Raw genomic sequence first — 14,431 nt, forward strand, 5'->3', positions numbered from 1 at the left:
TCGCCTTCGGCGTCAGGCGCGCCCCCGGGGCGGGCGGCAAGGCGGCTGCAGCATGAAGGTCTGAAACGTGAGGCGCTGAAACTCGCGATCCAGCATGCCGAGGCCGACCAGGGAGGTGACCAGGAGTGACAGGGCATAGCCGTAGCCATAGAAGGCCGGCCCCAGCTGTTGGCTCACCATCGTCAGCCCCAGGTTGGTTCCCGCGAACAACAGGCACAGGCACAGCGCCGGCCTCAGGCGGTCGAGATAGAACAGCACGTTGAGGATCGCCATGAACAGCACCTGGATGCCCACCGCCACCAGGAAGATATTGAACAGCGGCAGATACCAGGCCGAGAAGCCTAGCCAGTCGAGCAGGGTCGGCCCGGCCATCAGCAGGGCCAGGATGGTGATGCCCTGAACCTTGAAGATATCGTAGATGCCGCGTCGTACGCTGGTGATCATCTGGCCGCGCAGCAGCTCGATATGGTCGAGGGTATCGCCGCCGCGGACGGCCTCGTAATAGGCGCTGCAGCGCTCGGCGAAGTCCGTCTCCATGCGCATCAGGAACACGGCCATGCCGGGGACGATGGAGAGGTAGGCGAGGAAGAGCGGGAGGTCGTGAATCGGCGCGGCACGCAGCGGGCCGATGATGGACTCGGATGTGTCGGGATTGAACCAGAAAGCCAGCTTGTCGACCCAGATGCCCAGGTTGTAGCTCAGGCCGATCAGGATCAGCGAGAGATGGCGTTGCCCCCGACGGTGGAGGTCGAAGGCCCATAGCCGCTCGCTGGGATAGTGGCGGATCACCATGAAGAGCAGGCAGTAGAGCAGCAGCCCCTGACCCAGCACGAAACCGCCCAGCAGCCCTTCGAGCCCCAGGTCGCGCAGCAGCAGGCCCGCGCCGAGTGTGGCGCCATAGCCCAGGGCAAAGGCGCCTAGCACCTGATGGTAGGCCTTGACGCCCGCCACGAAGACAGCCACGCACCAGATGTTGCTCAGCAGCACGAAGGCGACCGCCATCTCCAGTCGATAGACCACGCCGGTGCCGGCGAAGGCGGGCATCGCCGCCAGCCCCAGCGTGCCTGCCGCCAGCGTCACCAGGGTCAGTAGTCCGAAGAGATTGGGCAGCACCCGCTCGGCGTGGTGCTCGAATAGCCGATCGGCCACGAAGCGGGTGAACAGCAGCTGCACCAGGCCGGTGAATATCAGCGACGCGGCCACCAGCCAGGTCACCGAAACCAGGAACTCGGTGACGTGACCGCTGGCACCCTGCCGGGTCGAGGCCGAGATCATCCCCAGCGCCATCACGGCCAGGATCGACAACACCCAGGGGCCGGAGCCGATGATGCCCGCGTAGCTGTAGGCACGCAGCAGCCCCAGGTAACTGTCCTGCCGCAGCAGCCTACGCAGTTCGAAGCCGATCCCCGCCATCTTTGCTCGTCTCCTTCCCGTCACCGGGCAGTGCCCCGGCATCGACGTAGAGTTGCCGGTAGCGGGAGAGCATCAGCGCCTCGGTATATTCCGCCTCGACGCGGGCTATTCCCGCCTCCCGAGCCTGTTGCCAGGCCTGGTCGTCTTCCAGCAGCTCTGCCATGGCAGCCGCCGTGGCGCCGGGACTGGCGATGGGCACGATGCGCCCCGAGGGTCGCTCTGACCGATCGCTTCCCAGCACCAGTTCACGACAGGCGCCGACGTCGCTGCATACCACCGGCACCCCGGCGGCCATGGCCTCGAGCGCCACCAGGGGCTGGGCCTCGCTGATGGAGGTCAGCACCACCAGGCGGGACTGTGCGAGGATCGTCTCGGTGCGCTGGAAGCCGAGAAAGCGCACCCGCGTCTCGAGGCCGAGCTGCTGCACCAGGTCGTGGCACTCGCGCGCATAGTCGGGATCCTCGCTCTCCGGCCCGACGATCCAGCCCTCGGCCTGGGGAACGCGCGACAACAGCTGGTGCATGGCGCGTATGAAGGTCTTGATGTCCTTGATGGGCGTGACCCGGCCGAGCAGCGTCACGACCTGCCGCCCTGCGCTCCTTGTGGTATCGCGCAGGGGGCGAAAGCGCTCGATGCCGATGCCGTTGGGGATCACGCGGGTGCGGTCCTCGGCGGCGCCGTCGAGCAGCTGACGCTGACGATTGCCTTCGTAGAGGGTGGTGATGCCGCAGGCCGAGGCGTAGGTCATGCGCCCGAGGCTCTGGAAGAAGCGAACCCACATGCGCCGCAGGTAACCGGTATGGGTCTGGAAGCCGTGGGTCAGGGGATCGGTCGGGTCGCGTATCCAGTCGGCCTGTACCAGGTCGATCTGGCGCTCCTTGGTGTAGATGCCGTGCTCGGAGACCAGCAGCGGCCGTCGGGTGATGTGGTGCGCCAGGGCTCCGAGAAAGCCGGCATAGCCGGTGGAGATGGCATGCAGACAGCGTCCCGGCGGCAGCTTCCTGGCGATGCGCGAGAGCAGAAACAGCGGGGTGTGCATGTTGCGCACCGACCAGAAGTAGTCGATGAAGGAAGGATCAGGGTAGTCGCGATGGTAGTGCTCGAGGATCTGCTCCCAGGCGGCCTGGCTGTACAGGAAGTCGTCCTGACTCAGGCCCCCGATACGCCCCAGCAGCCGAGCGGCCTGACACAGGGCGGCGTCCGGACTGGCCTCGGGAGCGCGCAGGGTCTCATGCAGCTCGCGACTGGCTGCGAAGGCGCGCCTGTTGCCGCGCCGTTGCCGCGGCGTGCCGGACCGCAGCATGTCGTCGAACAGGTAGTGGCACTCGAGGTGCACCACGTTCTCCGGTCGTGCATAGAGGATCCCCTCGTAGTCCTGTCGTCGTCCGCCCAGGAAGACCAGGGCGAAGCGCAGGTCGGGCAGTCCTCGGATCAGCTGGTCGACCCAGCCGGCGACCCCGCCGCGTACCATGGGGTAGGTGCCCTCGAGCAACAGGATGATGTCGGCGGGGCGCGCGCGCCGCCTGAGTGTCGGCCAGCCGTCCGTCATCGCCATGCCTCCTGTCTTTCCCGGGCGGCGGTCGTGGCCGTGTCGCCCCGAGGGGCGGCGTCCACACGCCAGAAGCTGGCCACCGGATGCAAGGTGGGATCGCCGGCAGCGGCGGCACTGAGCCGGGCCAGCTGCCGGCGCACTTCCGCGTAACGTCGCTGCCGGAAGGCCAGCTCCGCGCGATGCGGTGCCAGGTCGTCGTCGTTCATCCCCAGGCGCTCGCAATGCGCGAAGGCACGCTCGGCATCCGCGACATCGCCCAGCGTCGCGCACAGCCTGCCGCGCTGCAGCCAGCGCTGGGCAGTTGTCCGATGCTCCAGCGCCTGGTCGATGAACGCCAGGGCCTGTTCGAGCAGATAACGCAGCGTGCTGCCCTGCGCCAGGCCCAGGTAGGCATACTCCCAGTACAGGGTCGAGATGGCCTCGGCGCGGTGGCCGGCCGGGTCGTCGCCCTGTTCGATGGTCCGGGTCAAGGCGAGGAGTCGGCTATCCAGTTCGCGTTCGATGGCATTCAGCATCGAGTATGCGAGCAGGCGGACATCGTCGCTGGCATCCATCAGCCCCTGGCGTAGCAAAGGGACGGCCTGCCGCCGGGGCAGGTGTCGACAGGCCAGAATCGCCTGCTGACGCTGCTGGGGATCGCCGACGCCCGACAGCACGCTGCCCAGACCGTTGCGGAGGGTGGGGTCGTTCGCGGCCGGCAGGGGGACGGCGCGGAAGGGCAGGTCGGGGATGGGAAGCGGGCGCCAGGCCCTCGGCCTGGTGCGGCGAGCGCTGTGCAGGGCGGGCAGCACCCCCAGCGCGATCCCCACGGCACCGATGCCTGGCAGCAGGATCAGCGAGGCCAGCAGGAAAGCCAGCGTACCGGCCATGGGGTGTGCGATATCCCTCGGCAGTCCCTTCCACAGGCCGACGGCGAGCAGCAGGCTGGCCATCAGGTGCTGCGGCAGGCTGCGCCACCAGAGCAGTTCGGGAGTGAGCAGCAGGCAGTAGGCGGCGATGCCCTCCAGGGTCAGCCCGGCGAGCAGCCACGGGATGATCACCGGCAGCGGAGAACGCGGTGGCGCGTCAAGCCGCCGCATGGTGGCGCTCCTGAAGGTCGAGGCCGTCCAGCAGTGCCCTGGCCGAGCGGTGGCCGTCGATGAGCCGATGGCTAAGTCGTACGCCTTCCTGGCGAGGATCTTGTGGCAGCTGGGTCTCCAGGCGCTGCCAGAGACGCTCGGCAAAGGCGGTGGCGGCCCGCTCGTCGGCCAGCGGCATCAGGATATGCAAGCAGGTCGTGTGCAGCCTCGTGCCGAACACCCATCCCTGATCCAGGGCGCGCAGCTGGGCAAAGGCTTCGTCGATGATGGTCCGACCATGCGTCTCGTCCAGTGCCTCCGGGAGTTCCAGGGTGACGAGGAGTGAAGACAGGTGGTTGCGTCGGGCCTGGGCGACCCAACGGGCCAGGCTGGCGGATAGATCGGCGGGCGAGGCATGCCCCTGACGCGCTTCGGCCCGGTGAAGCAGGTCGCCGAGCTGGGCGCCGAGCACCGCCAGCAGATGCAGTTGTCCGCGATGGAAGTCGAGAAAGGGCATTTGCGTGACCGCCACCAGGGCATGGATGCGCTCATGCACATCGATCAGTGGCACCACCGCGAGCAGCGAGCCCTGTTCGGGTAGCTGGGGGTCGACGGCGTTGCCGGCATAGAGCATCTCGCGTTGCTCGAGGCAGGCGAGGATCATCGGGTCCTGGTGATCGATGCCGACCCCGCCGCCGTAGCAGACCGGTGCTTCCTTCAGGGGACGATGATGTTCGTCGAGGCGAATCAGCGCCGCCTGCTGGATACGGCCGTTGAGCGCCAGGAAGCTGAGGATCTCGCTACCGTGGTGGTGGAGCGGTGCTCCGTGCTCGGCCAGATGCTGAAAGCGCTGGGCGAGCCGATGCAGCGCATCGCGCAGCGTGAACGGATTGGCGGCCAGGCGCTCGGCCAGCTGATCGTGCGAGACGCGTAGCAGATGATAGTGTCGGACGAACTCGTCGAGCCGGGTGGCCTGATCGTGGTTGATGGTGGCCAACTGGCGCAGCCGACGTTGCCAGGTGTCGGCCATTTCGCCCGACAGCATTCCCACCAGCACCACCGCCACGGCATTGGGCAGTGCCTGCGCCTGGTCCGGCACCAGCGCCCCGGTTCGCCACCAGGTCTCGGCGCCGATCAGGGCGACGCTGATCAGGGCGCTGCCGAAGCCGAAGGCAAACCCGTAACGAATGCCGATCAACAGCGGTCCCGCCACCAGCAGCCAGGCCGTTCCGCTCTCCAGCAGCAGTGGATCCTCGGGATGCAGGATGAAGCCGAGCGCGGGTATCGCCAGGCTGATGACCAGGGTCTCCAGCATCCGTAGCCAGCGCGGTGGCGGCTCGACCGGGATGTGCTCGAAACGCGTCGCCATATTCACCTCAGCGCTCCAGGGGCAGTTCGTCGACCAGATCGGCCATCAGTTCCTGGCCGACGCCGCTGGTGGTGCTGAAGCCCCAGCCGCTGCGTGCGCCACTGGCGCTCCACAGCGTTTCGCCGCTGTTGACGTCGACCACCCGCAGGCTCAGGCCCACGGCGGGCTCGCCATCCAGGCCGGTCTTGTACTGCCATTCGTCCACGGAGCCCGTGACGCCGTAGCGGATACCCTGCTGCTGGGCCCAGTTCAGGGCCTCCTGCAGGTCATGGCCGCCGGTGAGGTCGAGCAGCCCCGAGGGAGGCGGGTGGGGGGCCTGGGTCAGCGACGCGACCCCATGCTGGTGCAGCAGGGTGGTCAGGCCGGATTCGGCGCGTCGTCCGGCCAACGGCGTTTCGGAGTGGTTGGCGATCGGCAGCAGCGCCCAGCGTGCATCGGGGTCCAGGGGGGCCGAGCGGTGCACGTCGGTCACGGCGCAGCCGCCGAGCGCGAAGAGACCGATGAGCGTCGCCATGGCCAGTGAGGAAGCGAATGAGCGGGACATGGGCATCACTCCTTGCTAGTGGCGGGCGGCCTTTTGGCGGCCCAGGAAGTACTGATAGGTCAGGGCAATGGCGAAGCGCGTGTCGTCGCTGTTGCTTGCCCCCTGTTCGGTGCCCTGATCGAGGGTGAGCCGCAGCCCCAGCTCGTCATTGCCCAGCAGCCGGGAGCCGACAGCGAAGGTGGTGTTGATGGCGAACTCGTCGTTCGGCATGTGGTAGCCGGCATCCAGGTCGAAACGCAGCCTGGGAGAGGCCACCCGGGGGTAGGCGTGGCCCGGCTCGCCTCGCGCAATGCCTATCCCGACGCCCACGAAGGTGTTGCTGTCGTCGAGCAGCCGGTCCGGTGTGCTGCCGGCGGGCAGGCGGGCGGCGGTGTCCTCGGGCAATTGGTCCACCGGATCGTGTTGCTCGTGACTGGCCATCAGGCGCAGCTCCAGCCGCCGGCTGGCGCCCGCCACCAGGGCGTGGCTCCAATCCGCCTCCAGGCGCATGCCGTCGCCCAGTCGTTCATGCTCCTCGCGGCTGCGGAAGATCAGGTGACTGGCATCGAACGACAGGACGTCACGGGCCGTGGGCTGCCATTCGAGATTGGCGCCGACTCGGTCTTCGACCCCCAGTACTCGCATCAGGTCGCCGATCTCGGAGGTCTGGCCCAGCGCACCGTAGACGCCGCCCGCCAGGCGCGATGTCGCCTGCCAGCGCTGGTCGAGCCGGAGCTGGACCCGGGTGTCGTCGTCGGTCTCGACGCCGCCCAGCTGCAGCCGGGTATCGCTGCGTGCGCCGTTCCAGCCGAGGGTCAGCCCTGCGACGCTCTCTTCTTCCAGGCCGTCCGCATCGAGATCGAGATGCCCGGTATCCAGCCGTCGCTTCGCCAGATCGAGCCTGCCCCACCAGCGTTCGCCGGCTCGCTCGTAGCTCAGCTGGCCGCCGTCGATGCTCAGGTCGCCGAGTTCCTCGTGGGAGGCACGAGTGACGAGGCGATGGGGCAGCTCGTTGGCCAGCGCCACGGCGTCGGCTCGCTGGTCATGGCCGGCGGCGGTCAGGTCGGTGGCCAGCGCCAGTGCTTCCTGGCGGCGGTCGAGCCGCTGGAGGGCCGCGAGCCGGTCGGCCGCGGACAGGGCGGCCGCGTCATCGTCGAGCAATCGCTTCAGGGTGGCGCGATCATTCTTCTCCAGCGCGACCGACAGGCGCTGCCAGTCGGGGCTGCGATGCCCCAGGTCGCGGGCCCGCAGCAGCAGGTAGCGGGCGTGCAGCGGCCGGTTCAGGGCCAGGTTGGCGTCGAACAGCCAATCGCTGTCTTCCACCGTCGGTGGCGTGTCGTCGAACGCCTTCAGCAGCAGGGTGTGGTACCAGCCCCGGCCGCTGTCGGGGCCGGCCAGCGTCGTCAGCGTGCCCAGTGCCCGGACCCGATCTTCCCGGCTGTCACGGCCCGGCTGCGTCGAGGCGTTCGGGTTGGCCGCGAGTTGGGGCAGCAGGTCGGCCAGCGCCTGATGACGTAGCCGGAAGGCGGCTGCCGCGTGACCGGTCAATGCCAGGGTGTCGGCATGATCGAGCCGGAGCCAGGTATCTCGAGGCGCACCCCGGGCTGCCGAGCGATACCATCTCAATGCCCGGTCGAGCTCCCCCAGCTGGCGATGGCCATTGGCCATGGCGGCCATCAGGTCGGTATGGCCGCGGGCGGCGGCGGCCCATTCGCCGAGGCGTTGGCGAAGCCTCTCGTGCTCCCCGTCGGCGGCCAGTGCATAGAGCATCCCGGCGCGGAGGTAGGGCTCGCCGGGGGCCAGGGCGAGGGCTTCCCGGTACGCCGAGACGGCACCGGGAGCATCCCGTTCCCGCAGCCGTTGGGCGCCCAGGGCCCCCCAGTAGTGGGGCGAGTCGGCCAGGGGGGCGGGATCCTGCTCGACCATCGCTAGAAGCGCTCGCGTGAGGTCGGGACGAGACTCACGCTGGGCAAGGTCAAGCATCTCCATGATCGCGTCGGTGTCGCGCTCGGCTTCCCAGCGCTCGCGAGTCACCCGCATGGCCAGCGACAGGTCGCCGCTGTCTCCCGCGGTGCGGATGAGGCGCGTCGCCTCATCGTTCTCCAGGCCACGGCGGGCGAACAGGGCCCGATAGGCCTGCCGGCTGCTCCTCGCATCGCCGACCTGCCAGGCCAGCTCGGCGCGCTGGCGCCAGTATTCGTCGGCCATGGCCGAGGTGCTGTCGGGGTCGATGCGGCCGAGGACGGTCAGGGCCTCGTCGAGTCGCCACTGCTGGGTCAGAAGGCGACTCCGCTCGCGGGTCGCCTCGACCTCCAGCCCGGAATGCCCCGCTAGCCTGGCCCAGGCATCTTGTGCGTCATCGAGACGGCCGACCTGTTCCAGCCAGGTGGCCAGGCGAATGCGCAGTTCCCGATCGCCGTCGCCGGCGGCTTCCCAGCGGCGAATCTGGGCGATGGCGGCGTCCGGCTCGCCCAAGGCATCGAGCAGGTCGACCAGCAGATGGCGCTCATCAGGCGTCAGTTCGCCGCGCTCGTTGAGGCGCCGCAGGGCGGCCAAGGCGGTGGTGCGATAGCGCAGACTCAGCGCGAGGGTCACGACCTCGCGATCATGCTCGGCCCGTTCGCTGGCCCGGGCCAGTCGCTCCAGAGTGTCCAGCGCCTGCCGGTGTTGGTCGGCCCACTGCTGGGTGTGGGCGAGGCGCTTGAGGTGGTCGAGCTGATTCGGTTCCAGGCGCTGCAGCCGCTCCAGGCCCTCGATGGCCGACCCCAGACGGTCGAGGCCCAGGGCGATCGAGACGTGGCGATCGAGGGCTTCCACGTCATCGGGATGCAGATCGAGATAGTGCTGTGACCATTCGAATGCCTGTTCCGGTTCGTCATGAGCCAGTGCCAGGCGAATCCCGAGCGTCAGCAACGTTTCATCATCGGGATAGTGGCTCAGATATTCCCGTGCATACGCCACGCCGATGCCGCTCTCGCTCTGTTCGGCGGCAGTCAAGGCGGCCAGGGCGGCTTCCCGGCGTGGCGGGTCCTCGGAGCCGAGGGAATCCTGCTGGGCATGGGCCGCGGGGATCACCCACCCCAGCCAGCCGAGATCGTGAGGGGCATTCCCGGCGATCTGCCAGGCCCGGTGCCAGGCCCTGGCCGAGCGCTCCGGTGCGCCGGCCTTGAGCCACCAGTAGCCGGCCTGGGTCAACCAGTGGTAGCCCTTCGGTGAGTCACGCTCGGCCAGCTGCTCGTAGCATTGGGCCGCGCGGGCGGGATGGCCGATTGCCAGCCAGTGATCGGCGATCGTGGCCAGGTGCGGTGGTGGAAGATCATCGCGCGACTCGAGCGCAGCGAGTTGCCGGGTCAGCCGCTCGAGGTGGCGAGCCCGCTCGGGAGCCTCTGCGGGCAGGGCCGCGTAGGCCTGCCAGTTCAGCTCCAGCAGCAGCCACTGGATGTCGATGTCGTGGTCGCCGCCCAGTGGCGCCAAGGTCTCGCGTGCGGCGGCGAGCTCGCCGATCTCCATGAGCTGGCGGGTCAGGGCAAGGCGCAGTCCGACGTTGTCGGGGCTGACCCTGAGCAGGGCCTGATGGTAGAGGATCGCCATGCGTTCGTAGGCAGTCTCCGGTGAGGCGCCGAGCTGCAGGAAGTGGCGGGCCGGGAAGAGGCCGATCAGGATGAGCGCCAGCAGGATGCCCAGCCCCCGCAGGGTCAAGGGCCGGAGCAGGTGACCGGCGCGCATGGGATGCCGGTGTCGGGAACGAAGGGGATCAGTCGTCACAGGACACCTCGATGCGATCGGAGTGGCTCCCAGCGTAGCTCAGGATCACCCGGTCGCCTTGCTGCTGCTGTCTGGCACCGGGGGCGTCGATATCGCAGTCATTCATGCCGGCCAGCTCGATGCGCAAGGAGACCTGTTCGGCGGCAAGGCGCAGCGAGAGGCGTTTGGCGTCGTGTTGCTCCCAGCGGGAGATACGGCCGTTGGCCAGCCTCAGGTGGGGGGTCTCGGGAGGCCGTGGTGACAGCTGAAGAAGGGAATCACCGGCGCCGCTCAAGGCGACATAGCGCCCGGTGTCGGTGTCCCTGACGCCGGCCACGCCCCGGGAGGCTGCCAGATCCGGCCAGCCCAGGGCCCGGGGCAGGCGCAGGGTGCGAAGCCGAGTGGCGGCGCGGATCTGCCAACCACCGTCGAGCCTGCGGGCGATACCCAGGTCGTACCACTGGCTGGCAACATCGCTCCACGTGCTGGTATAGACCGGGAGCGTCTCCTGGGTGCTGACGTAGTCGTAGACTTGCTGCAGCGCCTTCAGTGCGGCGGGGCTCGCCGCCGAATAGAAGTGGTAGTAGATGTCGATCGGCTTGAGCCGGCGGGGACGATCGGTCAGTCGGTAGGTTTCGATGACACGACGATAGCCCCACAGGGGGCCGCGCATGTGGTTGGTGTAGATGTTCTCGTTGGTCTGAGGGGCGTATACCTGAAGGTAGTCGCCCTGGGGACGCAGCATGGGCGACACCCGGGTCAAGGTGGGGAAGCTGTCGGTGATGTGGGTGTTGCCGCCGTTCATGTTTCGCAGGCCGATCCGTTCGGCGTGCGCAAGGGCCTCTTCCGGAGGCAAGGCGTTGCCGCTCCACAGCACCACGGACACCGACTTGTCGGGCGGCGCCAGGTGGTCATTGATGTATGCCGTGGCGCCGGCGATCTCGCGCTCAAGAGAGAACGCGTAGCCTGGTATCGGCAGGTTGTAGTTGAAGCCGGTCTGGGTCTCGCCCTGCCCGGCGAGATCGCCTTCGTCGAGCTTTTCCCACTGGAAGGGGTGACTGAAGGTGTGATTGGCCATCTCGACCCAGGGCAACTCGAAGATGCGTCGGGCGAGTGGTTCCAGCTGTGAGCGGAGATGTGGATGCATGCTGTGCGGTCCGAACTCTCCCTCGATCACCGACACGGTGGTCGGTACCCGGTAGCGTTGCAGGACCTCCGTCAACATGAGTTCGCCGGTGAAATGCGAGCCGGGAAAATCGGCTCGACTGACAAAGGCGTCGCCGTCGATCTGTGTCATCCAGTAGCGGGCGCCATTCTCCGTGGTGGGGTCCGGTACGGGTATCTCTGGGAGGGCCAGTGCGGTCTCGAGGAACGCAAAGGGATCGAGGATCCAGCGCTGCTGCGCCTCACCGGCCTGCTGAAGGATCCAGGGCCAGGTGGCGATCCCGCCCCAGGGCCCGCTCAGTACCGGGGACAGGGAACGGCCCCCCGGGGCCTCCAGGGTCAGGTGGGGGATGATGTCGGCACGTGTGGTCTGATAGCCGTGCTGATAAGGCGCGGGGCGTGAAGGCATGCCTTCGAATCCCAGCATGTCGTCGTGGTCCGCGATGCGCAGCTGGCGCTGCTCGGAGCCCTCGATGAGTCCCATGTGGTTGCCCAAGGCGCCATTCAATGGAATCCCGGGGTCACCCAGGATGACGACGCGCAGGCCATCGCGCATCTGTTCGAGCAGCCAGTCGGCGTAGCGTTGTCCATCGGGGATCGGACCATCGAACCAGCTGACAATGCCGGCGTAGCGGCCATTCAGGACGTCGTCGGGCAGTGCGGCGTTGACGTCATGATACTCCGCCGCATAGCCCATATATTCCAGCGGCATGGCCAGGTAACGGTGGGCATTGGTGTTGGCCAGCTCACCCGCCTCGGTAGAGGCCTTGTCATACAACATCAATATGCGACGAGGCACCGGCTCGATGAGCCCAACGCCCACCTGATTAAGCTGCGCCACGCTGACCCAAGGGATGAACCCCTCGGCCGCTATCCGCTCGGCGGTCCGGCGCGCCAGCGCACGATCGGCGGCCGGCACGTAATCGATGGCGATGGTGGGCAGGCCGTATTCGTCCCTCGCCCGACTCAGCTGATCATGCAGCCACTGACTGTCCGTGTCTGGCACCGAACCGTAGATGCCGGTCGCCGGGTTCCAGCGACGATAAAGGGACTCGGCTGCGATACCGACGATATCGCCATGAATGCGATCGAGGACCTCGAAACCGCGGTTGACCAGCAGCTTCATGTCGGGGAAGCGTTGTCGTATCTCCCCGATCAGCTCGACCAACGCCTGCTGCTGACGCCGAGCGGCCCTGCCCTCCGGGGCAAACAGCCGGTAGCTGTCGAGGGTGTCGAGGAAGAGTCCTCGGTAGCCGTCGTTCCACAGTGGCTGGATGCGTTCCTCCAGCAGGTAGCGTTGCCACTCGTCGCTGGTGAGGTCGGCCACCCTGCTGTTCCAGTGAGGGTTGTCCTCGAGGAGGACCGAGTCCGGAAGATGCGAGGGCTGGGGACGCCAGGCATCGAGTTCGCCGACACTCACGTAAGCAAAGGCCTGCGTACCATGGCGCTCCAGCCGCTCCCGCTGCCTGGGCGCGAGATTGGCCGCTTCTATCGCCACCCAGTCGAACTGATCCAGTAACTCCAGTGGGGCGTCATTCCCGTAGTAGAAGGCTACGCTGGGCGAAGAGGCGCCGTCCGGGGTGACCGCACGCGCGGTGTCAGGAAGCGCTGTCAGCGCTATCGCGATGAAGAGTAGCCCAACGATGTTGCGCATCTTTTCTACCTCGCACGCGGTGCCGTGCTTCTCTCAACCATGAGACGTCGTCGTGATGGCATCGGCCGGCTGCTGCTGAATCGTGCTGGACACCAGGGCGTGGAGCCCGTCTTCCAGCGACCACTCCGCCTGTATGCCGAGCCACTGCTCGAGGCGCTGGGTATGCCCGCACGAATCGCGAATGTCGTCTTGCCTGGCCGGCGAAAACTGAAGGGTGGGGGGGTGATGGGTCAGCGAGCCGAGAGTCTCCAGCAAGCCCAACAGGTTGGTGCGCTGCCCCGTGGCCACGTTACAGACGCCCTGGTGTCCGGTTTCCAGGGCCGACACGTTGGCCCGCGCGACATCCCGAACGTAGATGAAATCGCGAGTCTGGAGGCCATCGCCGAAGATTCGAGGGGACTGTCCGAGCAGGAGCGTGTCGAGGAAGCGTGCAATGACACCCGCATAGGGCGATTGCGGGTCCTGACGAGGGCCGTAGACATTGAAGTAGCGCAGCCCCAGGCTCGACAGACCCTGAGAGGTGTGCAGCAACTCTGCGTAACGTTCATCCGCCCACTTTTCCAGCCCGTAGGGCGAGATCGGAGATGGAGTGAGTGTCTCGCGTATTGGCAAATATCGGGGGATGCCGTAAACGGCCGCAGACGAGGCATAGACGATGCGCTCGACGCCAGCCGACGCTGCGGCGTGAAACACATTGAGCGTACCGAGGATATTGTGGCTGGCCGAGGCGGCCGGGTCCTCGACGGAGCGTACGACCGACACCTGAGCCGCCAGGTGGAGGCAGAGGCTGACGTCACGCATGGCCTGTGCCACGCTCGATGCATCGCGAATGTCGCCTTTGACGAACTCCAGACGCCTGTTCTGCAGAGGCAGGTTGGAGAGGTTGCCGCTGGAAAGGTTGTCCAGCACGCGCACTCGATACCCCCTTGCCAGCAGTAACTCGACGCTATGGGAGCCGATGAAACCGGCACCGCCGGTGACCAGCACCCGATGGGCGAACTGCGTCATGTTCCCTTACCCCCCCGTGTTGTCATGGCGTACGGCTTCTTCTGGCCGCTGCCATCTCCGTAACTGAAAGGTTACTCAGTTACAGAAATTAACCTATTGGGTGCAGGATAAGAGGGCGGGCCTACCGCTACCGCCTGTAATGGCTAATTATGCTGTGGTGGTTTTTCTCGTGGGGGAGTATGAGAGATGGGGCAGGGCCGGGCGATATCCGGCCCTGGGCAAGGAGACGTCAGGCCGGCGTCAGGCGCTGGACGCCCTGGTCGGTGCCCAGCAGCAGCACGTCGGCGCCGCGGGCGGCGAACAGCCCGTTGGTAACCACGCCGACGATGGCATTGAGTGTCGCCTCCATGGCCACCGGGTCGTCGATCATGAACTCGTAGCAGTCGAGGATCTGGTTGCCGTTGTCGGTGACCACGCCCTCGCGGTAGACCGGGTCGGCGCCCAGCTTGACCAGCTCCCGCGCCACGTAGGAGCGGGCCATGGGAATCACCTCCACCGGCAGCGGGAAGTCGCCCAGGCGCTTCACCTTCTTGGAGCCGTCGGCGATGCACACGAAGCGCTGGGCGCAGGCGGCGACGATCTTCTCCCGGGTCAGGGCCGCACCGCCGCCCTTGATCATCTGAAGGTGAGCGTTCACTTCGTCCGCGCCATCGACATAGACGGGCACGGTGCCGATCTCGTTGAGCTCGAAGACATCGATGCCGTGGCTGCGCAGGCGCTCGGCGCTGGCCTCGGAGCTGGCCACGGCGCCACGGAAGTCGCTGCTCAGCGCGGCCAGCTGGTCGATGAAGCGATTGGCGGTGGAGCCGGTACCGACGCCGATCACCACGTCGCGCCCGAGCAGCGGGCGGATCTCGTCGATGGCGGCAGCGGCCACGGCGTCCTTGAGTTCGTCCTGGGTCATGGAGTGCTCGTCTGGCTGGAGGGTGGAAATGCCGCGCCATTA

The 14,431-nt window shown here is 67.2% G+C and carries 9 protein-coding genes; all 9 read right to left on the bottom strand.

Going from position 1 to position 14,431, the window contains the following annotated elements:
- Nucleotides 1–12: 12 nt before the first annotated feature.
- The 9 genes from pelG to rpiA all read right to left on the bottom strand — a co-directional run bounded on the left by pelG (nt 13) and on the right by rpiA (nt 14,389).
- Complete coding sequence (gene pelG / locus FIU88_RS00105) at nt 13–1,413, bottom strand: exopolysaccharide Pel transporter PelG (protein WP_152477724.1); 1,401 nt, start codon at nt 1,411–1,413, stop codon at nt 13–15.
- Complete coding sequence (gene pelF / locus FIU88_RS00110) at nt 1,385–2,962, bottom strand: GT4 family glycosyltransferase PelF (RefSeq protein ID WP_152477725.1); 1,578 nt, start codon at nt 2,960–2,962, stop codon at nt 1,385–1,387. The genes pelG and pelF overlap by 29 nt, the downstream gene beginning before the upstream one ends.
- Nucleotides 2,959–4,044: a HEAT repeat domain-containing protein gene (locus tag FIU88_RS00115; RefSeq protein WP_152477726.1), complete on the bottom strand. Its 1,086-nt coding sequence runs from the start codon at nt 4,042–4,044 to the stop codon at nt 2,959–2,961. The genes pelF and FIU88_RS00115 overlap by 4 nt, the downstream gene beginning before the upstream one ends.
- Nucleotides 4,031–5,392: a PelD GGDEF domain-containing protein gene (locus FIU88_RS00120; protein ID WP_152477727.1), complete on the bottom strand. Its 1,362-nt coding sequence runs from the start codon at nt 5,390–5,392 to the stop codon at nt 4,031–4,033. The genes FIU88_RS00115 and FIU88_RS00120 overlap by 14 nt, the downstream gene beginning before the upstream one ends.
- Nucleotides 5,393–5,399: 7 nt before the next feature.
- Nucleotides 5,400–5,936 carry a hypothetical protein gene (locus FIU88_RS00125; protein WP_016854158.1) on the bottom strand — a complete coding sequence of 179 codons (537 nt, stop codon included), beginning with the start codon at nt 5,934–5,936 and terminating at the stop codon, nt 5,400–5,402.
- Nucleotides 5,937–5,951: 15 nt separating this feature from the next.
- Entirely contained in the window at nt 5,952–9,641 is a 3,690-nt protein-coding gene (locus FIU88_RS00130) for a tetratricopeptide repeat protein (RefSeq protein WP_152477728.1), read from the bottom strand.
- Nucleotides 9,642–9,669: 28 nt separating this feature from the next.
- Nucleotides 9,670–12,477 carry a bifunctional glycoside hydrolase 114/ polysaccharide deacetylase family protein gene (locus tag FIU88_RS00135; RefSeq protein ID WP_253742635.1) on the bottom strand — a complete coding sequence of 936 codons (2,808 nt, stop codon included), beginning with the start codon at nt 12,475–12,477 and terminating at the stop codon, nt 9,670–9,672.
- 33 nt (nt 12,478–12,510) lie between these two features.
- The gene (locus FIU88_RS00140; protein WP_152477729.1) at nt 12,511–13,485 is read right to left on the bottom strand and encodes an NAD-dependent epimerase/dehydratase family protein; all 975 of its coding nucleotides are present in this window, start codon (nt 13,483–13,485) and stop codon (nt 12,511–12,513) included.
- Nucleotides 13,486–13,714: 229 nt separating this feature from the next.
- Nucleotides 13,715–14,389, bottom strand: coding sequence for a ribose-5-phosphate isomerase RpiA (gene rpiA, locus FIU88_RS00145; RefSeq protein WP_152477730.1), 675 nt, complete (start codon nt 14,387–14,389; stop codon nt 13,715–13,717).
- Nucleotides 14,390–14,431: the final 42 nt, after the last annotated feature.

It is taken from the genome of Halomonas sp. THAF12 (assembly GCF_009363675.1).
GTDB lineage: Bacteria > Pseudomonadota > Gammaproteobacteria > Pseudomonadales > Halomonadaceae > Halomonas > Halomonas smyrnensis.

Excerpts from the sequence above, each read along its gene's own strand:
- pelG (WP_152477724.1), bottom strand. The coding sequence starts at position 1,413 with ATGGCGGGGATCGGCTTCGAACTGCGTAGGCTGCTGCGGCAGGACAGT.
- pelF (WP_152477725.1), bottom strand. The coding sequence starts at position 2,962 with ATGACGGACGGCTGGCCGACACTCAGGCGGCGCGCGCGCCCCGCCGAC.
- FIU88_RS00115 (WP_152477726.1), bottom strand. The coding sequence starts at position 4,044 with ATGCGGCGGCTTGACGCGCCACCGCGTTCTCCGCTGCCGGTGATCATC.
- FIU88_RS00120 (WP_152477727.1), bottom strand. The coding sequence starts at position 5,392 with ATGGCGACGCGTTTCGAGCACATCCCGGTCGAGCCGCCACCGCGCTGG.
- FIU88_RS00125 (WP_016854158.1), bottom strand. The coding sequence starts at position 5,936 with ATGTCCCGCTCATTCGCTTCCTCACTGGCCATGGCGACGCTCATCGGT.
- FIU88_RS00130 (WP_152477728.1), bottom strand. The coding sequence starts at position 9,641 with ATGCGCGCCGGTCACCTGCTCCGGCCCTTGACCCTGCGGGGGCTGGGC.
- FIU88_RS00135 (WP_253742635.1), bottom strand. The coding sequence starts at position 12,477 with ATGCGCAACATCGTTGGGCTACTCTTCATCGCGATAGCGCTGACAGCG.
- FIU88_RS00140 (WP_152477729.1), bottom strand. The coding sequence starts at position 13,485 with ATGACGCAGTTCGCCCATCGGGTGCTGGTCACCGGCGGTGCCGGTTTC.
- rpiA (WP_152477730.1), bottom strand. The coding sequence starts at position 14,389 with ATGACCCAGGACGAACTCAAGGACGCCGTGGCCGCTGCCGCCATCGAC.